Here is a 19923-nt window from a genome sequence, read left to right as displayed (position 1 = left end):
GAGACACGCGGCGGTCGTTAACGAGCCTGTCATCGGTCGGTGTTAGCGTGACAGTCCGTGAGTCAAAGCGCCTTGGATCGGTCCGCAGGGGGAGGCGCGGCGCGAGGGGCAGCCGCCGTCCGCCACATCTTCGTCACCGGAGGCGTCGCCTCCAGCCTCGGCAAGGGCCTGACGGCGTCGAGCCTCGGCCGGCTGCTGAAGTCGCGCGGGCTGCGCGTGACGATGCAGAAGCTCGACCCGTACCTCAACGTCGATCCCGGCACGATGAACCCGTTCCAGCACGGCGAGGTGTTCGTCACCGAGGACGGCGCGGAGACCGACCTGGACATCGGGCACTACGAGCGCTTCCTGGACGACGACCTGTACGGCGCAGCCAACGTCACCACCGGTCAGGTCTACTCGGACGTGATCGCCAAGGAGCGCCGCGGCGAGTATCTCGGTGACACCGTGCAGGTCATCCCGCACATCACCAACGAGATCAAGGCGCGGATCCAGGCGATGGCGACCGACGACGTCGACGTCGTGATCACCGAGATCGGCGGAACCGTCGGCGACATCGAGTCACTGCCGTTCCTGGAAGCCGCCCGTCAGGTGCGCCAGGACGTCGGCCGCGACAAGGTCTTCTTCCTGCACGTCTCGCTGGTTCCCTACCTCGCCCCGTCGGGCGAGCAGAAGAGCAAGCCCACCCAGCACTCGGTGCAGTCGCTTCGCTCGATCGGCATCACCCCGGACGCCATCGTGTGCCGGTCGGATCGTCCGATCCCCGACAACATGAAGCGCAAGATCGCGCAGACCTGCGACGTCGACAACGAAGCCGTCGTGTCCGCGCCCGACGCTGCCTCGATCTACGACATCCCGAAGGTCCTGCACGCCGAGGGCCTCGACGCCTACGTCGTACGCCGCCTCGGGCTGCCGTTCCGCGACGTGGACTGGACCGAGTGGGACGACCTGCTGCGGCGCATCCATCGGCCGAGCCAGCGCGTCACGATCGCGCTGGTCGGCAAGTACGTCGACCTGCCCGACGCCTACCTGTCGGTGACCGAGGCGCTGCGCGCGGCGGGGGCCGCCAACGACACCGCCATCGACCTGCGCTGGGTGACCTCGGACGACTGTGAGTCCGCCGGCTCGGCTGCCGGCGTCCTCGACGGTGTGGACGGCGTGCTGGTCCCCGGCGGTTTCGGCGTACGAGGGATCGAGGGCAAGCTCGGCGCGGTTCGGCACGCTCGCGAGGCGGGCATCCCGGTGCTCGGGCTGTGTCTGGGCTTGCAGTGCATGGTGATCGATGTTGCCCGCAACCTGGCCGGCCTGACCGGCGCCAACTCCGCGGAGTTCGACCCCGACACGCCCCACCCGGTGATCGCGACGATGGCCGACCAGCTCGACGTGGTGGCGGGGGAGCGGGACATGGGCGGCACGATGCGCCTCGGCTCCTACCCGGCCATGCTCGCCGATGGCTCCCTCGTCGCCGAGGCGTACGGCGCCACCCAGGTGACGGAGCGTCACCGCCACCGGTATGAGGTCTCGAACGACTACCGGGACAGGCTGGAAGCCGCCGGGATGGTGTTCTCCGGGCTCTCGCCGGACGGCCGCCTGGTCGAGTACGGCGAGCTGCCGCGAGACGTGCACCCGTTCTTCGTGGGCACTCAGGCGCACCCGGAGTTCAAGTCGCGGCCGACCCGGGCACACCCGCTGTTCGTCGGGTTCGTCGCGGCCGCGCTCGCCCGTGCCGCCGCCGACAGCGACCCGAGCGTGGTCCACCTCCCGTCGAGCGGCATGTCGGTGGCCAACTAGCCGGTGCCCGCACCGGGCACACTCGTCACGTGAGCGACCTGCGCGACGAGCCGACCGAGCAGTTCGACACCGCCGGCAGCGAGACGGTGTTCCGGTCCGGCCGGGTCATCGCCGTACGCGTCGACCAGGTGCGGATGCCCGACGGCTCGCTCGCGACCCGCGACGTCGTAATGCATCCGGGCGCGGTCGGCGTCATCGCGATGAACGACCGCGAAGAGATCTTGCTGCTGAGGCAGTACCGCCACCCGGTCGGCCACTTCTTGTGGGAGCCTCCGGCCGGCCTGCTCGACGTGGCGGGGGAGGACCCGCTCGTCGCGGCGCGCCGCGAGCTGCACGAGGAGGCCCACCTCGAAGCCGAACGCTGGGACGTCCTGGTCGACGCCTTCACAACGCCGGGGGGCAGCGAGGAGGCAGTGCGGGTGTATCTCGCGCGCGACGTCCGCGAGTCGACCCAGGACCGATTCGTCGGTGAGGCGGAAGAAGCGGACATGCCCATTCGGTGGGTGGCGCTCGGCGAGGCGGTGTCGGCGGTGCTCGACGGCCGGCTCCACAACCCGCTGGCCGCCATGGGCATCCTGGCGTGCGCTGCCGCCGCACGCTCGTCGTACACCGGGTTGCGGCCCGCCGAGGCCCCCTGGCCCGAGCGCTTCCCCCCGAAGTAGCACACAACGACGCGCCCGAACCGGACATCCGGGAACGTATCGGGGCACCGACAGGAACGTTGTGTGCTGCTTCGTGCAGAGGCGCGGCGGGCGGGGTGCGGCGGGCAGGGAGTGATTCGATAGGTCCATGAAGGTCGGCATCCCGCGGGAGGTCAAGGACAGCGAGTTCCGCGTCGCGCTCACGCCGGCCGGCGCTCACGAGCTGGTCCGGCTGGGCCACGACGTTCTCGTCGAGCGGGAGGCGGGAGTCGGCTCGTCGATTCCGGACTCGGAGTACGTCGACGCCGGCGCTCGCATCCTGCCCGACGCCGACGCGGTGTGGGGCGAGGCCGAGCTGGTCTGCAAGGTCAAGGAACCGGTGGCGCAGGAGTACCACCGGATGCGCTCTGACCAGGTGCTGTTCACCTACCTCCACCTTGCCGCGAGCGTTGAGTGCACCAAGGCGATCGTCGAGTCCGGCATCACCGCGATCGCCTACGAGACCGTCCAGCTCGCCGACGGCTCGTTGCCCCTGCTGGCCCCCATGAGTGAGGTCGCGGGCCGCATGGCGCCGCAGGTCGGTGCCCACCATCTGCAGCGCGAGCGCGGCGGCCGCGGCGTCCTGATGGGTGGGGTGTCGGGGGTGTACGCCGCGAAGGTGGTCGTCCTCGGCGCCGGCGTCTCCGGCATGAACGCCGCGGCGATCGCCTTGGGCATGCAGGCCGAGGTGCTCCTGCTGGACAAGAACATCGACAAGCTGCGGCAGGCCGACCGGATCTACCAAGGCCACCTGCAGACGGTCGCCTCCAACGCCTACGAAGTCGAGCGAGCGTGTCTGGACGCCGACTTGGTCATCGGCGCGGTGCTGGTGCCCGGCGCGAAGGCGCCCACCCTCGTCTCCGATGACCTGGTCGCCCGCATGAAGCCCGGCGCCGTGCTCGTGGACATCGCGGTGGACCAGGGCGGCTGCTTCGAGTCGACGCGCCCGACGACCCACTCCGACCCGACCTTCACGGTGCACGACGCGGTGTTCTACTGCGTGGCCAACATGCCGGGTGCCGTGCCCCACACCTCGACGCACGCACTGACCAACGTGACCCTCCCGTATGCCGAGCGGATCGCCGAATCCGGCTGGCAGCGTGCCGTGACCGCTGACGCCGCGCTCGCCGCCGGGGTCAACGTCGTGGCGGGGGAGATCGTGTGCGCGCCCGTCGCCGCCGCGCACGGCCTGCCGAGCCGAGACCTGTCCGACCTGCTCGACTAGGGCGATGGCCGACGGCGACCGAGCGGTGCGCCCGCAGCGGGCGATTCAGACCTATCTCGACCACCTGACCGTCGAGCGTGGGCTGAGCCGCAACAGCACCGGTGCTTACGCCCGGGACCTGCGGCGGTACGCCGAGTTCCTGAGGGACCGCCAGATCGACGACCTGGGGGCGGTGTCCGAGCGCGACGTCGCGGCGTTCCTCACCGAGCTTCGCGCCGGGACACCGGACCGGGCGCCGCTGGCTGCCTCGTCGGCAGCGCGGACCGTCATCGCGGTCCGTGGCCTGCACCGGTTCGCCCAGCGGGAAGGCCTCACGGAGTCCGATCCGGCGGCGGCGGTCCGACCGCCGAAGCCGCCGCAGCGCCTGCCGCACGCGTTGCCGGTCGACGACGTGCTGGCGATGCTCGAGGCCGCAGGCTTCGACGGCACGCCGAAGGCGCTGCGGGACCGCGCCCTCCTCGAGTTCCTCTACGGCACCGGCGCCCGGGTGAGCGAGGCGGTCGAGCTCGACGTCGACGACATCGACAGCGACGCCAAGTCGGTGATGCTGCACGGCAAGGGCGGCAAGGATCGACTGGTGCCGGTCGGGTCGTTCGCCCTCGACGCGCTCTCGGCCTATCTCAGTCGGGCACGGCCGGCTCTCGTGGGCAACGGGGCGGGTCGAACCGCGCTGTTCCTCAACCTTCGTGGCGGGCGGTTGTCCCGCCAGGCGGCCTGGACCATCCTGCGCGACGTCGCGGAGCGTGCCGGGGTTCGCACCCGGGTGAGCCCGCACAGCCTGCGCCATTCGTTCGCCACCCACCTGCTCGACGGCGGGGCAGACGTCCGGGTGGTGCAGGAGCTGCTCGGCCACGCCTCGGTCACGACCACCCAGATCTACACGCTGGTGACGGTGGACCGGCTGCGCGAGGTCTACGCCGAGGCTCATCCGCGGGCACGCGACCCGCGCTGAGCGTCCCCGGACCCCTCCCTGACCCCCCACTGTGGCCACTGGGGCTGCGGTGACGGCCGTCAGCGAACGTGGCGGTTGCCAAGATCGGCGGCGAGCGGCTAGGTTCCCGTCGCCGAAACGCCTTCGCGAGAAATCGCGCAATCGGTGTAGCTACATGTTGAGAGGACGATATGTCGACTTCCCCAGTCGCGACCGGCCGGCCGCCTCGCGAGAAGGGCCCCACCGGGCGCCCGCTACCGAAGCTTCGTGATCCGAAGCCACTCACCGCGCACGGCCCTGCGGTGGTGCTGGCGATGTGCAACCAGAAGGGCGGCGTCGGCAAGACGACCACGACGATCAACCTCGGCGCGGCGCTCGTGGAGTTCGGCCGCAAGGTCCTGCTGGTCGACTTCGACCCGCAGGGCGCGCTCTCGGTGGGGCTGGGCGTGAACCCGAACGAGCTGGACCAGACCATCTACAACGCCCTCATGGAGCGTTCGGTCACCGCGGACGACATCCTGCTCAAGACGAACGCCGGCATGGATCTGCTGCCGAGCAATATCGACCTGTCCGCCGCCGAGGTGCAGCTGGTCGGTGAGGTCGCCCGCGAGCAGTCGCTGAAGCGGGTCCTCGCACCGCTGATCGACGACTACGACGTGGTGCTGATCGACTGCCAGCCCTCGCTCGGCCTGTTGACCATCAACGCGCTGACGGCGGCGAACGGCGTCATCGTCCCGCTGGAGTGCGAGTTCTTCTCGCTACGAGGCGTCGCACTCTTGATACAAACTATAGAGAAAGTCAGCGAGCGGTTGAACCCTCAACTAGAACTTGAGGGGATTCTCGCGACAATGTACGACAGCCGCACGCTGCACGGTCGCGAGGTCCTGGCCCGGGTGGTCCAGGCGTTCGGCCCGAAGGTCTTCCACACCGTCATCAACCGGACCGTGCGGTTCCCGGAAACCACCGTCGCCGGCGAGCCGATCACGAGCTACGCGTCGTCCTCGGCCGGCGCCCAGGCCTACCGCGACCTCGCCCGAGAGGTGGTGGCCCGATGCCTCGCCGGGTAGCGCTGCCGGGTGCCGACGAGCTGTTCCGTTCGACCGGCGGCGTGAGCCGCCCGGTCGAGCAGGACGACGCCGCGCCCTACCCTGCGCCGGCCGGCGCGACCGAGGTGCTCGACCGGCCATCTGTCGGACCGGCCCCGCGCCCCACCGGGCCGCGCCGTCCGAGCGGCCGGCAACGGCACGAGGAGAAGATCACCGTCTACGTCTCGCCGAGCGAGCTCGTCGACCTCGAACACGCCCGGCTCGTCCTGCGCGCCGAACACGGGTTGGCCGTCGACCGGGGCCGGATCGTCCGGGAGGCGCTGGCGGTAGTCCTGGCCGACCTGGAGTCCAAGAGCGAGCAGAGCATCCTGGTCCGCCGACTGCGCGGCCGGTAGTCCCCGGGCGATGCTTTTCGCGTTACGTCAACCTGAGACGCTGCTCGGGCTGGTGCTGGGCTTCGCGGTGAGCTTGATCGCGCTAGCGGCTGCCACCCGCGCGTTGGAGCGTGCTCACCGGCATGCCACCCCGTTCTGGCACCCGCAGAGCTGGCTCGATCCGTACAGCGCGGTCGCCGCGCTGCTGGGCGGGGTCGGCTGGCCGGCGAAGGCGGACGGGCGCCGCGGCTTCGGCCGCAGCCGCGACCGGCACCTGGTCACGGTCGCCGCGGTGTCGTTCGTGGTGCCGGCTGCGCTGGGCGCGGCGGCGCTCGCCGGGTACGCCGCGCTCGCCGGCCGCGGCGCCCTCGCCCTCATGGACTCGATGTCGGTGCTACACGGCGACGGGTTCGTGCAGCTCATCGCGCCGACTTTCGCCGAGAAGGTGCTCATCGGGTTCGGCGTGGAGAGCCTGGCGGTCGGGCTGCTCACTCTCGTGCCGATTCCGCCGCTGCCCACCGGAGTGGCGGTCTGGACGATCCTGCCTCGGACCGAGGGCGCCCGTCGGATGGCCTACCGGCTGCTGGAGGAGTACTGGGGTGTCGTCGTCCTGCTCGTCCTGTTCATCCTTCCCCTGGCAGGCGAGGGTCCGCTCCTGCTGCTGCTTGTGACGAGCGTCGTCGACGGGATCGCGCACGCGTTGTAGCCGGCTTCGCCGCGGCGTGCCAGCCCGAGCCGACGGGGGTCGCTGGGCTACCTTCGACCGATGCCCGTGGTCGAAGCCGCCGAGGAGGCCGCCGGGCTCGCTCGCACCGGGTTCGAGGTCCATCTCGACGTCTTCGAGGGCCCGTTCGACCTCCTGCTGTCCCTGATCGCCAAGCGCCGCCTGGACGTGACGCTGGTCGCGATCGCGAAGGTCACCGACGAGTTCGTGGCCTACATCCGCAGCCGCGGGGAGGACTGGGACCTCAACACGGCCAGTGAGTTCCTCGTCGTGGCCGCGACGCTGCTCGATCTGAAGGTCGCCCGGCTGCTGCCCTCCGCCGAGGCCGACGAGGAGGACCTGGCGCTGCTCGAGGCGCGAGACCTGCTGTTCGCACGGCTCCTGCAGTACCGGGCGTACAAGGACGTGGTCGAGGTCATCCGGGTCCTGATGGACTCCGCCGCGCACCGCTACCCGCGCCTGGTGCCGCTCGAGGAGCGGTTCGCGAACCTGGTGCCCGAGGTCACGCTCGGCGTCGGGCCGATCGACTTCGCCGAGCTCGCGGCCAAGGCCATGGCCCCGCGTCCGGTGCCCGTGGTCGACATCGGGCACCTCCACGCCCCGCTGGTCAGCGTGCGGGAGCAGGCGGTGTTCCTCGCCGAGCGGCTGCGGGCGGGCGGTGCGGCGACCTTCCGGGCGCTGGTGGCCGACTGCACCGACACGATGACCGTCGTGGGGCGGTTTCTCGCCGTCCTGGAGCTCTACCGGGAAGGCGTGGTGATGTTCGACCAGGTCACCCCCCTCGGCGAGCTCCACGTGAGATGGGTGGGCGGCGACGGCCCGGCACCGGAGTTCGCCACGGCGATCGACGATGACTACGACACCGCCGCGGACGAGGCGAGCGCCGATGTCTGAGCAGGCCGGCCCGCCGTTGCCCGAACCGGCCGGGTCGAGCGAGGAGCTGCCGCCGCTGCGGGCCGCGCTCGAAGCGATCCTGATGGTCGTCGAGGAACCGGTGGACGAGGGCGTCCTGGCGCAGGTGCTCGAACGCCCGCGCGAGGAGATCGCCGAGACGTTGAGCGCGCTCGCCGCCGAGTACGACGCGGCCGGCCGCGGGTTCGAGCTGCGGGGGATCGCCGGCGGGTGGCGGTTCTACAGCCGCACCGAGTGCGCGCCGTACGTCGAACGGTTCATCCGGGACGGCCAGCCGACCAAGCTGAGCCAGGCGGCGCTCGAGACCTTGGCGGTGGTCGCCTACCGGCAGCCGACGACTCGCTCGCGGGTGGCCGCGGTCCGGGGCGTGAACGTCGACGCGGTGATCCGCACCCTGCTCACCCGCGGCCTGGTGGCCGAGGTCGGCATCGAGCGGGAGACCGGCGCGATCCTCTACGGCACCACCGACCACTTCCTCGAGCGGCTCGGCCTGACGTCCGCGGCGGAGCTGCCGCCCCTCGCGGAGTACCTCCCGGATCACACCGCGCTCGACGACGACGTCGCTGCGGGCTGAGGCGATGAGCAGCGCCGGTCCCACGGGGCGCTCGGCAGCCGCAGCACCCGACGAGGGTGTGCGGCTGCAGAAGGTCCTGGCCGCGGCAGGCATGGGAAGTCGGCGGGCCTGTGAGGAGCTGATCGCCGCCGGGCGGGTCAGCGTCAACGGCCGTCGCGCCCGGCTCGGGCTGCGCATCGACCCGGAACGCGACGTGGTCGTCCTCGACGGCGCGCAGATCCCGACCGCGAGCGGCCTGGTCTACCTCGCCATCAACAAGCCGCGAGGCATGCACTCCACGATGTCCGACGACCGGGGTCGACCCTGCGTCGGTGACCTCGTCACCGACATCGAAGCGCAGCTGCACCACGTCGGCCGACTCGACGCCGACAGCGAAGGGCTGCTGCTGTTGACCAACGACGGAGCGCTCTCGCACCGGCTGACCCACCCGTCCTTCGGGGTCGCCAAGACCTATCTCGCGGAGATCGAGGGCTCGGCCGGACGCGGCTTCGAGCGGGCGCTCAAGGCCGGCGTCGAGCTCGAGGACGGCGTCATGAAGGCGGACACGGCGAAGGTGATCGAGTCGACGACCGCCCGCTCCGTGGTGGAGCTGAGCATCCACGAGGGACGCAAGCACGTCGTCCGGCGGGCGATGGAAGCACTCGACCACCCGGTGACGCGCCTGGTCAGGGTCGCGGTCGGCCCCATCCGGCTCGGCGACCTCAAGCCCGGAAAGCGCCGTCATCTCCAGCGACAAGAGGTGCAATCCCTCTATCGCGCTGTCGAGATGTCGTCGTAGCGGTAGATCGATAAAGCGGTAGAGCGAGGAGACGAGATGGCGGTGCGCGCACTTCGCGGCGCAACCCAGGTGGCGGCGGACGACCGTGACGCGATCATCGAGGCGACCGCGGAGCTGGTCCGCGAGGTCCTCGACCGCAACGGGCTGACGGCGGAGGACCTGATCAGCGTGATCTTCACGACCACCCCCGACCTCGTCGCCGAGTTCCCCGCCTACGCCGCGCGCACCATCGGCATCACCGACGTGCCGTTCCTGTGCGCCTCGGAGATCGCGGTACCCGGGTCGATGCCGCGGGTCGTGCGGCTGATGGCCCACGTCGAGGCCGACTTCCCGCGCTCGGCCGCCCGCCACGTCTACCTGCGCGGCGCTCAGGCGCTGCGCACCGACCTGCCCCGCGACTAGGACCCGGGTCGATGAGCGCGCAGCGCCCCCCACGGCTCCTGGTGGACGGCACCGGCCTGATCGGCGCCTCGGTCGGGATGGCGGCCGGCCGAGCCGGCTACGAGGTGCTGCTCGCCAACCGCGACGCCAGCCGGCTCGCGGTCGCGGTCGAGATCGGCGCGGGCGCGCCGTGGGACGGCGACACCCCGGTCGACCTCGCGGTGGTGGCGTTGCCCCCGGCCGTCATCGCGGCGGAGATCGCGCGACTGCAGCGAGCAGGCGTCGCTTCGACTATCACCCATGTTTGCAGCGTGCAGCTGCAACCTCAACTCGAGGTCGAGGCCCAGATCGGATCCTGGGACGGCTACGTCGGTAGTCACCCGGTCGCCGGGCGCGAACGCTCAGGGCCGCACCACGCCACGGCGGACCTGTTCGAGGACCGGCCGTGGGTGGTCTGCCCGACGGCATCCTCGTCCCAGGACGCCATCTCGGCGGTGACCGCGCTCGCCGCCGGGTGCGGGGCTCGGGTGAGCACGATGCCCGCGGCCGACCACGACGCCCTGCTCGCCCGGCTCTCCCACGTGCCTCAGCTGGTGGCCTCAGCGCTGGCGGCATCGATTGCCGACCTCGACCGTGCCGACGTGGCCATTGCCGGGTCCGGCCTGCGCGACACGACTCGGATCGCCGACAGCGACCCTGCGCTGTGGGCCGAGATCGTGGCGGCCAACCCCGCGGGGGTCGCCGCCGCGCTCGACGACGTCCTGGCGCCCCTCGTCGCGCTGCGCTCAGCGCTCGCCGAGGGCCAGCCGGGAGCGCAGCCGGCGCTCGAGCTGGTGACCCGCGGCAGGCTCGGTCGCCAGCTGCTCGCCGGCAAGCACGGTCAGGCCGCCGTCCGCTGGGCGAGGGTGTCCGTCGTCGTACCGGACGAGCCGGGGAAGCTCGCCCGCCTGCTCGCCGACGCTTCGGCCGGCGGGGTCAACGTCGAGGACATCCACGTCGACCACTCACCGGGCGCCGCGCTCGGCCTGGTCGACCTCGACGTCGCGCCGGGAAGCGCCGGCACGCTCGCCGACGTGCTGGAGCAACGCGGATGGCGGGCCACTGCGGTCGAGCCGGGGGAATAGCCCGCCGGTCTCCTAGACTCGCACCGCGTCGATCAGGCGTGGTGCGAGCGGGAGGTCAGGTGCAGCGGCGCAACCTGGTCGTCGCGGTCGACGGGCCGTCCGGGTCGGGCAAGTCGACCGTGTCACGCGGCGTTGCCGCGGCGCTCGGACTGCGCTACCTCGACACCGGTGCGATGTATCGGGCGCTGACCTGGCTGGCCCTCGACCGTGGGGTCGCGCTCGGCGCGACCGGCGAGCTGGCAGCCCTGGCGGAGGACGCGCTGATCGAGGTCAGTGCCGATCCGGGTGCCCCGACGATCTCGATCGAAGGGCACGACGTCACGACCGCGGTGCGTGGGCCGGACGTGACCGCCGCGGTCAGCGCGGTGAGCGCGGTTCCCGGCGTACGCACCGCCATGGTCGAGCGTCAGCGGGAGCTGATCGGGGCGGGCGGCATCGTGGTCGAGGGCCGGGACATCGGTACGACGGTCGTTCCGGACGCGCCCGTCAAGGTCTTCCTGGTCGCCGACCCGGCGGCCCGCGCCGCGCGCAGGGTGCGCCAGGACGCCGGCCTGGGGCTGGCGACGACCAGCGCGAGCGCGGCGCAGGCCGAGCTGGCCCGCAGGGACGAGGCCGACAGCACCCGCGCCGCGTCGCCGCTGACCCAGGCTCCCGACGCGGTGGTGATCGACGCAACCCGGCTCAGCGCCGAGGACGTCATCCGTGAGGTGCTGGCGCTGGTCGAGACCGCCGCCGGCCGATGAGCGCTCGCCGCACCGACCCGACCCGGGAGTCGATCCCGCTGATGCTGGCCCGCCGCCTCGCGGCGCGCCTGCTCCGCGGCTATTTCCGGCTGCGGATCGTCGGCCTCGAGCACCTGCCGGCCGAAGGTCCGGTGCTCGTCGCCGGCAACCACTCCGGCTTCCTCGACGGGCCGATCGTGATGATCATGCTGTCTCGGCCGTCGTCGTTCCTGGCGAAGTCAGAGCTGTACAAGGGTGCCCTCAAGAAGGTGCTCGAGTTCGCCCGGCAGATCCCGATCCATCGCGGGACGCCCGACCGGGCCGGGCTGCGGGCGGGCCTGCGCGTGCTCGCCGGCGGCGGCGTACTCGGGGTCTTCCCCGAAGGCACCCGAGGGACCGGCGAGCTGGCGAGCATCCAGCACGGCATCGGCTACCTCGCCCTGCACGGCCACTGCCCGATCGTGCCCGTCGTCTGCAAGGGGACCGCCGAAGCGTTGCCGAAGGGCAAGGCGGTGCCTCGGTTCCGGGCGCCCGTCGACGTCGTGTTCGGGGCACCGTTCACCCTCGTGCCCGACGGCGACCCACGGACGCGAGCCGCGATGGCCGACGCCGCGGAGCAGATCCGGGCGCGGCTGCTCGAGCACCTCAGCGCGGTGACCTCCGACGCATCGACGTCGCCGTGAGCGAGGCGCTGCCGGTCGTCGCCGTCATCGGCCGGCCGAACGTCGGCAAGTCGACCTTCGTCAACCGCGTGCTGGGGCGCCGTGAGGCCGTGGTCGAAGACGTCCCGGGCGTGACCCGGGACCGCGTGACCTACGAGGCGGAGTGGTCGGGTCGGCGGTTTACGGTGATCGACACCGGCGGGTGGGAACCGGACGCGCGCGGCATGGCCGCCCGGATCGCGGAGAACGCCGAGATTGCGGTCGCGGCCGCTGACGTCGTCGTACTCGTGGTCGACGCGACGGTCGGGGCAACCGAGACCGACGTCGCGGTCGCCCGGGTGATCCAGCGAAGCGGCAGACCGGTCGTCGTCGCCGCCAACAAGGTGGATTCGGCGAACGCCGAGGCCGACGCGGCCGCCCTGTGGTCACTCGGGCTCGGCGAGCCCATGCCGGTCAGCGCCCTGCACGGCCGCGGCAGTGGAGATCTGCTCGACGCCCTGATCGCGAAGCTGCCCGACGGCCCGCGCCAGATCGAGGTGGATCCGAGGCCGCGCGTCGCGCTGGCGGGGCGGCCCAACGTCGGGAAGTCCAGCCTGCTCAACGCCCTGGCGGGTTCGGAGCGGGCGCTCGTCGACTCGGTCGCGGGTACGACGCGCGACCCGGTGAACGAGCTCGTCGACATCGACGGCCAGACCTGGCGGTTCGTGGACACCGCGGGCCTTCGCCGGAGGGTGAAGGAAGCCAGCGGTGCGGAGTACTACTCGAGCCTGCGCACCGCCTCGGCGATCCAGTCCGCCGACGTCGTGCTGCTGCTGCTCGACGTGACCGAGCCGATCAGCGACCAGGACCTGCGGGTTGCCGACACCGTGGTCGAGGCCGGGCGGGCGCTCGTGGTCCTGCTGAACAAGTGGGACATCCTCGACGAGGACCGGCGGGAACGGCTGGACCGCGAGATCGAGCGCGAGCTCGGGCGGATCGGATGGGCGCAGCGGCTGGCAATCTCGGCGCGCACCGGCCGCGGGCTGCGCCGGGTGGGCCCTGCGATGGCCGCGGCACTCGAGAGCTGGCGCACCCGGATCCCCACGGGCGAGCTCAACGCGTTCCTGGCCGAGATCGTCGCGGCAACGCCGCCGCCGGTGCGCGGCGGCAAGCAGCCCAAGATCCTGTTCGCCACCCAGCCGGGGATCGAACCACCCCGGTTCGTGCTGTTCACCTCGGGCCCGCTGGAAGCGTCGTACCGCCGGTTCCTGGAACGCCGGCTGCGTGAGCGGTTCGGCTTCGACGGCACGCCCATCGACCTGTCGGTGAAGGCCCGCGAGAAGCGCAAGCGCTGACCACCTGGTCAGGCCGAATCCCGAAAGTCGGGCTGACAGGATTTGAACCTGCGACCCCTTGACCCCCAGTCAAGTGCGCTACCAAGCTGCGCCACAGCCCGCGACCGGGCAGAGTCTAGCGATCGGCCAGACTGTCTACCGTGGCCAACACCGCGCCTGCCAGCGACCGGGTCTGGACGGTCCCGAACGGGCTGTCCGTCCTGCGCCTGCTCGGCGTGCCGCTGTTCTGCTGGCTGGTCCTCGGTCCGAAGGCCAACGGCTGGGCGGTGATCGTGCTGATGGTCGCCGGTTTCACCGACTACCTCGACGGCAAGATCGCCCGGCGCTTCAACCTGACCAGCGAGCTCGGCAAGCTGCTCGACCCTGCTGCGGATCGGCTCTACATCCTCGCCACGCTGGCCGTGCTCACCGACCGCTCGATCATCCCGCTCTGGCTGACGATCGTGCTGGCCGCGCGCGAGCTCGTGTTGGCCCTCGCGCTGGTCGTGATCCGCCGCTACGGGATCGGCCCGCCCGACGTCACCTTCCTCGGCAAGGCCGCGGCGCTGAACCTGATGTACGCCTTCCCGCTCCTGCTGCTGTCGGTGGGTTCGAGCACCTTCGACCACGTCGTACGCCCGTTGGCATGGTCGTTCGCGGCGTGGGGTGCGGTGCTCTACGTGTGGACCGGGGCGCTGTATCTGCTGCACGAGCGGCGACTGGTATCCGCCGTGGTGGCCCAGCGGCGGCGTGCCCTAGGCTCCGCGGCGTGATCCCTGAGGACCTGAGCTACACCGCCGAACACGAGTGGGCCCGCCAGGACGACGACGGCGCGATCCGGGTCGGCATCACCGACTACGCGCAGGAGGCGCTCGGCGACATCGTCTTCGTCTCACTGCCGGCGGTCGGCACCACCGTCGTCGCTGGGGGAGTGCTCGGTGAAGTCGAGTCGACCAAGAGCGTCTCGGAGATCTACGCCCCCCTTGCCGGCGAGGTCGTCGCCCGCAACGAGTCGCTCGAAGGGCGCCCCGAGCTGGTCAACAGCGACGCTTACGGCGAGGGTTGGCTCGTGGTGATCCGGCCGACCGACGGCGCCGACCGCTCGGCGCTGCTCGACGCTGCCGGGTATCGCGCGCTGGTCGACTCGGCCGGCTGAGCAGAGGTTTTCCCAGGTTGACCGGCTGAGGCGGGCCGCCTACCGTTTGCTCCCTCTACCTTTGGTTGAGGTTTCGTCTGATCGCCCGGATCACTTCGAAGCGCTCCACCAGTTGACGACGATGAGGGAAGCAGGCGCTTGCCATGCCCAGCGTGTTCTGCGACAAATGCGGGCACCAGAATCCCGACGACGCGATGTTCTGCGCCCGGTGCGGGAACCGGCTTCGCCGTGGCAGCGCCGGGGCGTCAGCCGCGGCCGACCAGACCAGCACCCTCGCCCTGAGCGGGGTGGACGGTGACGCCGAGGACGAGGCGACCGCCGAGATTCTCGAGGAGCTGCCGGCCGGATTCGCTCTGCTCGTGGTCCAGCGCGGCCCGAACGCCGGCAGCCGGTTCCTGCTCGATCAGGAAGTCACGACGGTCGGACGGCATCCGGACAGCGACATCTTCCTCGACGACGTCACGGTGTCGCGCCAGCACGCGACGTTCACCCGCACGCCCGAGGGTTATCGGCTCCAGGACGCCGGGAGCCTGAACGGGACCTACCTCAACCGGGAACGGATCGAAGCGGCCGGCCTCGGCAACGGCGACGAGGTCCAGATCGGGAAGTTCCGGCTGCTGTTCTTCGCCAGCGCAACGGGCAGCCGGTCGTGACCAGTCCTGGGGGAAGCCACGCCTTCATGAGCATCGGCGAGGTGCTCGGTCAGCTGCGCGGGGAGTTCCCCGACGTCACGATCTCGAAGATCCGCTTCCTCGAGGGCGAGGGCCTGATCACCCCGACGCGCACCCCGTCGGGTTACCGCAAGTTCTCCCGGGACGACGTCGCGCGGCTGCGGTTCGTCCTGGCTGCCCAGCGCGACCAGTACCTGCCGCTGCGCGTCATCAAAGACCAGCTGGAGGCTCTCGATCGCGGTTTGCAGCCGGCGACCGCGGGTCAGGGCGGGCCGCAGGTGCCGGCAAGCGCGGTCGATGAGACCGGGCTGCCGAACGCGGCCGACTTCCTGCCTGAGGTCTCCGAGCTGCGGATGTCGCGCAGCGAGCTGCTCGCGGCGGCGGGGCTCGAAGCCGAGCAGCTCGACCAGATCGAGACGTTCGGCCTGATCGGCCCCCGCCCCGGCGGTCACTACGACGGTGACGCGCTGGTGATCGCCAAGACCGTCGCGGCCATGAGCCGCTTCGGCCTCGAGCCGCGCCACCTCCGGTCGTTTCGCACCACTGCTGAGCGCGAGCTCGGTCTGGTGGAGCAGGTCGTCGCGCCGCTCGTGCGCCAGCGCGGCCCGGAGGCCCGGGGGCGCGCCGATGAGGTCGCCCGGGAGCTCGCCAGCCTGTCGGTGCGTCTGCACGCCACGCTGGTCCGGGCGGGCCTGCGTCCTCAGCTCGGCGGCTGAGCCGGACCGGCCGACCGCGCGGGCTGGTAGGCGGGGTCAGCAGGCGTGTAGCGTCGCGAGGCAAGCGTGAGACAGCCGAGCGGAGTCAGCACGTGAACGAGCTCACGGTCGTCGGGGTAAGGGTCGAGCTGCCCTCCAACCAGCCCATCGTGTTGCTCAAGGAGTCGGCGGGCGACCGTTACCTGCCGATCTGGATCGGCGCCGTCGAGGCCACCGCGATCGCATTCGCCCAGCAGGGGATCGTGCCGGCCCGCCCACTGACGCACGACCTGCTCAAGGACGTCGTGGCGGCGCTCGGCGCCCAGCTGGAATCGGTGCTCATCACCGACCTGCGTGAAGGCGTCTACTACGCCGACCTCAAGTTCGCCGACGGTACGACGGTGTCGGCCCGGCCCTCGGACGCGATCGCACTGGCGATCCGGGCCGGGGCGCTGATCTACGCCGAGGAGCCGGTGCTCGACACGGCCGGAATCGCGATCGCTGACGAGCAGGAGTCCGAAGTCGAGCGGTTCCGCGAGTTCCTCGACCAGATCTCTCCCGAGGACTTCGAGACGGAGGGTGAGTCCTAAGTCTCGACTACGGGTCGAGATGTAGGACGCGCAGCCGCGGAGGCGGTTTGCATCATTGACCGCCAGGTGCCGACTGCCTAACGTCATCGACGGAGTTCCACCGGTGAGGTTTGCGGCGCCATCGCCGCGAGCCCTTCCCGCCGCCGGACGTACGGAGGGCACGTGACAGGCAGGTACGCAGGTCCCGACACCCCGACCAGCGCTGCGCCGCAGGGGATCCAGACCGCGCTGTTCGGCAAGGAGCAGGCCGGCGGTCCGGCGATCGGCTACCGCGGCCCGACGGCGTGCACCGTGGCCGGGATCACCTATCGCCAGCTGGACTACTGGGCACGCACCGGGCTCGTCGAGCCCTCGATCCGCCCGGCGGCAGGGTCAGGCAGCCAGCGGCTGTACTCGTTCCGGGACATCCTGCTGCTCAAGGTCGTCAAGCGTCTGCTCGACACCGGCGTCTCGCTGCAGAACATCCGGCTTGCGGTCAACCACCTGCGCGGCACCGGCGAGGCGGACCTGACCGGGATCACCCTGATGAGCGACGGGACGACCGTGTACGCCTGCACCTCGCCCGACGAGGTCGTCGACCTCGTCCAGGGTGGCCAGGGTGTGTTCGGCATCGCGGTTGGCCGGGTGATCGGGGAGGTCGCCGGGAGTCTCGCCGAGCTGCCGTCGGAATCGGCGGAGCCGGCCGCGGAGGCTGTGATGGCCGCTGGCGACGAGTTGGCAGCTCGCCGCATCCGTCGCACCGGCACGTAGCCGATAGGCCCGCCACGGCCGCTACAGCGGCTCGTGAACCGGACAAATCGCGCGACACACCTCGTCGGCCACGTCGAGCGGTCGAGGCTCGGCTGATAGCGTCGCGGTGCCTCACAACCCGCGTGGGAGAGACCCCGGCAAGCCAGCCCGGGGCGCCGAAGGAGCAACCTCCCCGGAACCTCTCAGGCCGACGGACCGCGCGGGCAGGCACTCTGGAGAGCAGGCGTCCCGGACGCCTCACCGACGGGGCAAACCGGCGCACACGCCGGTGAAGCTTTCAGGTCGAAGGACAGAGGGGGAGCCGAACCGCCGTCCGGCGGTGCCCAGTGCTGGGGAGGCTCCGCATGACCCGATTCACCGGTCGCCACATCGGCCCGTCCGCCGACGAGCGCGCCAAGATGCTGGCCGTCGTCGGCTACGGATCACTCGACGAGCTGACCGCAGCAGCGCTCCCGGAGGCGATCCGCGCCGAGGACGAGCTGGCGCTGCCGCCTGCCATCAGCGAGCAGGAGGCGCTGCTGGCGCTGCGCGAGGTCGCCGGCCGCAACCGGGTGTTGACCTCGATGATCGGCATGGGCTGGCACGACACCATCACCCCGCCGGTGCTGCGGCGCGCGATCCTGGAGAACCCGGCCTGGTACACCGCCTACACCCCGTACCAGCCGGAGATCTCGCAAGGCCGGCTGGAGGCGTTGCTCAACTTCCAGACGATGATCGCCGACCTCACCGGCCTCGCGGTGGCAGGCTCGTCCCTGCTCGACGAATCGACAGCGGCTGCTGAAGCTATGGCGCTGTGCCGACGAAGCGCTAAGTCGACAAGTCGTCGATTTATTGTCGATACGGAATGCCACCCGCAGACCGTCGCGGTGCTGCGTACCCGAGCGGAGCCGATCGGGATCGAGATCGAGTCGGCGGACCTCGCCCAGGGCCTGCCGGACGGCGGCTGCTTCGGCGTCCTGATCGCCTATCCGGGCAGCACTGGCCGGTTGATCGATCTTGGTCGACTTGTCGACTTCGCGCACCAGTCGGACGCCCTCGTCGCGGTCACCACAGACCCGCTCGCGCTGTGCCTGCTGCGCCCGCCAGGGGAGTGGGGGGCGGACATCGCCGTCGGCTCCGCGCAGCGGTTCGGGGTCCCGATGGGCTTCGGGGGCCCGCACGCCGGCTTCATGGCGGTCCGCAGCGGTCTCGAGCGCGCGCTGCCGGGACGGCTGGTCGGGGTCAGCATCGACGCCGACGGCGCGCCCGCCTACCGGCTCGCGCTGCAGACGCGCGAGCAGCACATCCGCCGCGAGAAGGCGACCAGCAACATCTGCACCGCGCAGGTGCTGCTTGCGGTGATGGCCGGTGCGTACGCCGCGTATCACGGCCCGGCCGGGTTGACGGCGATCGCCGAGCGCGTCGCCGGGCACGCCGCCGCCATCGCGAAGTACCTTCAGTTCGGGGGAGTCGGGCTCGACCACCCGTCCGGTTTCGACACCGTCACCGCGCTCGTACCCGGGCGTGCCGACCGAGTCGTCGCTGCGGCGCGCGAGGCCGGCATCAACCTGCGGCGCGTCGACGCCGACCGGGTCGCCGTCACGACCGACGAGTGCACCACCGCCGAGCACGTCGCCGCCGTGTGCGCGGCGTTCGGGGTCAGCTTCGACGGCGACGCCGCGGGCGAGCCCGCGATCCCCGACGGGCTGCGACGCAGCTCGCGGTTCCTGACCCACCCGGTCTTTCACGAGCACCACTCGGAGACCTCGATAATGCGCTATTTGCGGCGCCTCGCCGACCGGGATCTGGCGCTCGACCGCACGATGATCCCGCTCGGGTCGTGCACGATGAAGCTCAACGCTGCTGCGGAGATGGAGCCGATCACCTGGCCCGAGCTCGCCGGAATCCATCCGTTCGCCCCGCTCGACCAGGCCGCCGGGCACCTGCAGGTGATCCGTGACCTCGAGAGCTGGCTGGCTGCGATCACCGGCTACGACGCGGTGTCGTTGCAGCCCAACGCGGGTTCCCAGGGGGAGTTCGCCGGGCTGCTCGCGATCCGGGCCTACCACCGCGATCGAGGCGAGGCGCACCGGGACGTGTGCCTGATCCCGTCGTCGGCCCACGGGACGAACGCCGCCAGCGCGGCGATGGTCGGGATGCGCGTCGTGGTGGTCGCCTGCGACGACGCCGGCAACGTCAGCCTGGACGACCTGCGCTCGAAGATCGCCGAACACCGCGAGTCACTGGCCGCGATCATGGTGACCTACCCCTCGACCCACGGCGTGTTCGAGGACGGCATCACCGACCTTTGTGCGCTCGTGCACGAGGCGGGCGGTCAGGTGTACGTCGACGGGGCGAACCTCAACGCGCTCGTCGGGCTCGCCAAGCCGGGGGAGTTCGGTGCCGACGTCTCCCACCTGAACCTGCACAAGACGTTCTGCATCCCGCACGGCGGCGGCGGCCCCGGGATCGGGCCGGTCGCGGTCCGCAGCCACCTCGCGGCGTACCTGCCCAACCACCCGGTCGTGGCCGACGCGGGCCCGCAGACGGGCGTAGGGCCCGTGAGCGGCGCGCCGTGGGGGAGTGCGGGCATCCTGCCGATTCCGTGGACCTACGTGCGCATGATGGGCCCGGACGGCCTGCGTGAAGCAACAGAGGTGGCGCTGCTGTCGGCCAACTACCTCGCCCGCCGGCTCAGCCCGCACTACCCGGTGCTCTACACCGGCCGGGGCGGGCTCGTCGCCCACGAGTGCATCGTCGACGTGCGGGGGATCACCCGCGAGACGGGGGTCACCGCCGAGGACATCGCCAAGCGGCTGATCGACTACGGCTTCCACGCGCCGAC

22 protein-coding genes, 1 tRNA gene and 1 riboswitch are annotated in these 19923 nt (G+C 71.2%); of the genes, 22 read left to right on the top strand and 1 reads right to left on the bottom strand.

Translation table 11 applies throughout. From position 1 onward, the window contains the following. Window positions 1-72: 72 nt before the first annotated feature. The 15 genes from VG899_00205 to der all read left to right on the top strand — a co-directional run bounded on the left by VG899_00205 (window position 73) and on the right by der (window position 13258). The gene (locus tag VG899_00205; GenBank protein HWA64779.1) at window positions 73-1791 is read left to right on the top strand and encodes a CTP synthase; all 1719 of its coding nucleotides are present in this window, start codon (window positions 73-75) and stop codon (window positions 1789-1791) included. A 29-nt stretch (window positions 1792-1820) separates the two neighbouring features. Further along, window positions 1821-2453, top strand: a complete 633-nt coding sequence (locus tag VG899_00200; protein HWA64778.1) for an NUDIX hydrolase — start codon at window positions 1821-1823, stop codon at window positions 2451-2453. 127 nt (window positions 2454-2580) lie between these two features. Beyond that, window positions 2581-3696, top strand: a complete 1116-nt coding sequence (gene ald, locus VG899_00195; protein HWA64777.1) for an alanine dehydrogenase — start codon at window positions 2581-2583, stop codon at window positions 3694-3696. A 4-nt stretch (window positions 3697-3700) separates the two neighbouring features. Further along, window positions 3701-4648 carry a site-specific tyrosine recombinase XerD gene (xerD, locus tag VG899_00190; protein ID HWA64776.1) on the top strand — a complete coding sequence of 316 codons (948 nt, stop codon included), beginning with the start codon at window positions 3701-3703 and terminating at the stop codon, window positions 4646-4648. Window positions 4649-4818: 170 nt separating this feature from the next. Then, complete coding sequence (locus VG899_00185) at window positions 4819-5694, top strand: ParA family protein (protein ID HWA64775.1); 876 nt, start codon at window positions 4819-4821, stop codon at window positions 5692-5694. Continuing rightward, complete coding sequence (locus VG899_00180; protein HWA64774.1) at window positions 5679-6068, top strand: cobyrinic acid a,c-diamide synthase; 390 nt, start codon at window positions 5679-5681, stop codon at window positions 6066-6068. The genes VG899_00185 and VG899_00180 overlap by 16 nt, the downstream gene beginning before the upstream one ends. A gap of 10 nt (window positions 6069-6078) precedes the next feature. After that, window positions 6079-6753 carry a hypothetical protein gene (locus VG899_00175; GenBank protein HWA64773.1) on the top strand — a complete coding sequence of 225 codons (675 nt, stop codon included), beginning with the start codon at window positions 6079-6081 and terminating at the stop codon, window positions 6751-6753. A gap of 60 nt (window positions 6754-6813) precedes the next feature. Beyond that, entirely contained in the window at window positions 6814-7665 is an 852-nt protein-coding gene (locus VG899_00170) for a segregation/condensation protein A (protein ID HWA64772.1), read from the top strand. Beyond that, window positions 7658-8257 (top strand): SMC-Scp complex subunit ScpB, encoded by a 600-nt coding sequence (gene scpB / locus VG899_00165; protein HWA64771.1) that lies wholly within the window; start codon window positions 7658-7660, stop codon window positions 8255-8257. The genes VG899_00170 and scpB overlap by 8 nt, the downstream gene beginning before the upstream one ends. Before the next feature lie 4 nt (window positions 8258-8261). Beyond that, complete coding sequence (locus tag VG899_00160; protein ID HWA64770.1) at window positions 8262-9035, top strand: pseudouridine synthase; 774 nt, start codon at window positions 8262-8264, stop codon at window positions 9033-9035. Window positions 9036-9071: 36 nt separating this feature from the next. Next, the gene (gene aroH / locus VG899_00155) at window positions 9072-9437 is read left to right on the top strand and encodes a chorismate mutase (GenBank protein ID HWA64769.1); all 366 of its coding nucleotides are present in this window, start codon (window positions 9072-9074) and stop codon (window positions 9435-9437) included. Between the two features lie 11 nt (window positions 9438-9448). Continuing rightward, a complete protein-coding gene (locus VG899_00150; protein HWA64768.1) occupies window positions 9449-10540 on the top strand; it encodes a prephenate dehydrogenase in 1092 nt (363 codons plus the stop codon). A gap of 59 nt (window positions 10541-10599) precedes the next feature. Further along, window positions 10600-11283: a (d)CMP kinase gene (gene cmk, locus VG899_00145; protein HWA64767.1), complete on the top strand. Its 684-nt coding sequence runs from the start codon at window positions 10600-10602 to the stop codon at window positions 11281-11283. Then, complete coding sequence (locus VG899_00140; protein HWA64766.1) at window positions 11280-11945, top strand: lysophospholipid acyltransferase family protein; 666 nt, start codon at window positions 11280-11282, stop codon at window positions 11943-11945. Before cmk ends, VG899_00140 begins: the two co-directional genes overlap by 4 nt. Beyond that, the gene (der, locus tag VG899_00135; protein ID HWA64765.1) at window positions 11942-13258 is read left to right on the top strand and encodes a ribosome biogenesis GTPase Der; all 1317 of its coding nucleotides are present in this window, start codon (window positions 11942-11944) and stop codon (window positions 13256-13258) included. Before VG899_00140 ends, der begins: the two co-directional genes overlap by 4 nt. A gap of 27 nt (window positions 13259-13285) precedes the next feature. Here the strand turns inward: der and VG899_00130 are convergent. Next, a tRNA-Pro gene (locus VG899_00130) sits at window positions 13286-13359 on the bottom strand. A 39-nt stretch (window positions 13360-13398) separates the two neighbouring features. On the opposite strand from VG899_00130, the gene VG899_00125 reads away from it, so the two are divergent. The 7 genes from VG899_00125 to gcvP all read left to right on the top strand — a co-directional run. Then, entirely contained in the window at window positions 13399-14010 is a 612-nt protein-coding gene (locus VG899_00125) for a CDP-alcohol phosphatidyltransferase family protein (protein HWA64764.1), read from the top strand. Next, window positions 14007-14393: a glycine cleavage system protein GcvH gene (gene gcvH / locus VG899_00120; GenBank protein ID HWA64763.1), complete on the top strand. Its 387-nt coding sequence runs from the start codon at window positions 14007-14009 to the stop codon at window positions 14391-14393. The genes VG899_00125 and gcvH overlap by 4 nt, the downstream gene beginning before the upstream one ends. A gap of 143 nt (window positions 14394-14536) precedes the next feature. Further along, window positions 14537-15046, top strand: a complete 510-nt coding sequence (locus VG899_00115) for an FHA domain-containing protein (protein ID HWA64762.1) — start codon at window positions 14537-14539, stop codon at window positions 15044-15046. Between the two features lie 26 nt (window positions 15047-15072). Continuing rightward, window positions 15073-15780, top strand: coding sequence for a MerR family transcriptional regulator (locus VG899_00110; GenBank protein ID HWA64761.1), 708 nt, complete (start codon window positions 15073-15075; stop codon window positions 15778-15780). 92 nt (window positions 15781-15872) lie between these two features. Next, a complete protein-coding gene (locus tag VG899_00105; protein HWA64760.1) occupies window positions 15873-16349 on the top strand; it encodes a bifunctional nuclease family protein in 477 nt (158 codons plus the stop codon). 216 nt (window positions 16350-16565) lie between these two features. Further along, window positions 16566-17099: a MerR family transcriptional regulator gene (locus VG899_00100; GenBank protein ID HWA64759.1), complete on the top strand. Its 534-nt coding sequence runs from the start codon at window positions 16566-16568 to the stop codon at window positions 17097-17099. Between the two features lie 113 nt (window positions 17100-17212). Beyond that, window positions 17213-17307: riboswitch (glycine riboswitch) on the top strand. A 136-nt stretch (window positions 17308-17443) separates the two neighbouring features. Beyond that, window positions 17444-19923 (top strand): aminomethyl-transferring glycine dehydrogenase (gene gcvP, locus VG899_00095; GenBank protein HWA64758.1); only part of this gene is annotated, 2480 nt, incomplete at its 3' end.

The organism is Mycobacteriales bacterium, assembly GCA_035550055.1.
GTDB lineage: Bacteria > Actinomycetota > Actinomycetes > JAFAQI01 > JAFAQI01 > DASZTV01.
The sequence above is the reverse complement of the archived record's forward strand: the minus strand, read 5'-3'. Positions and strand labels throughout refer to the sequence as shown.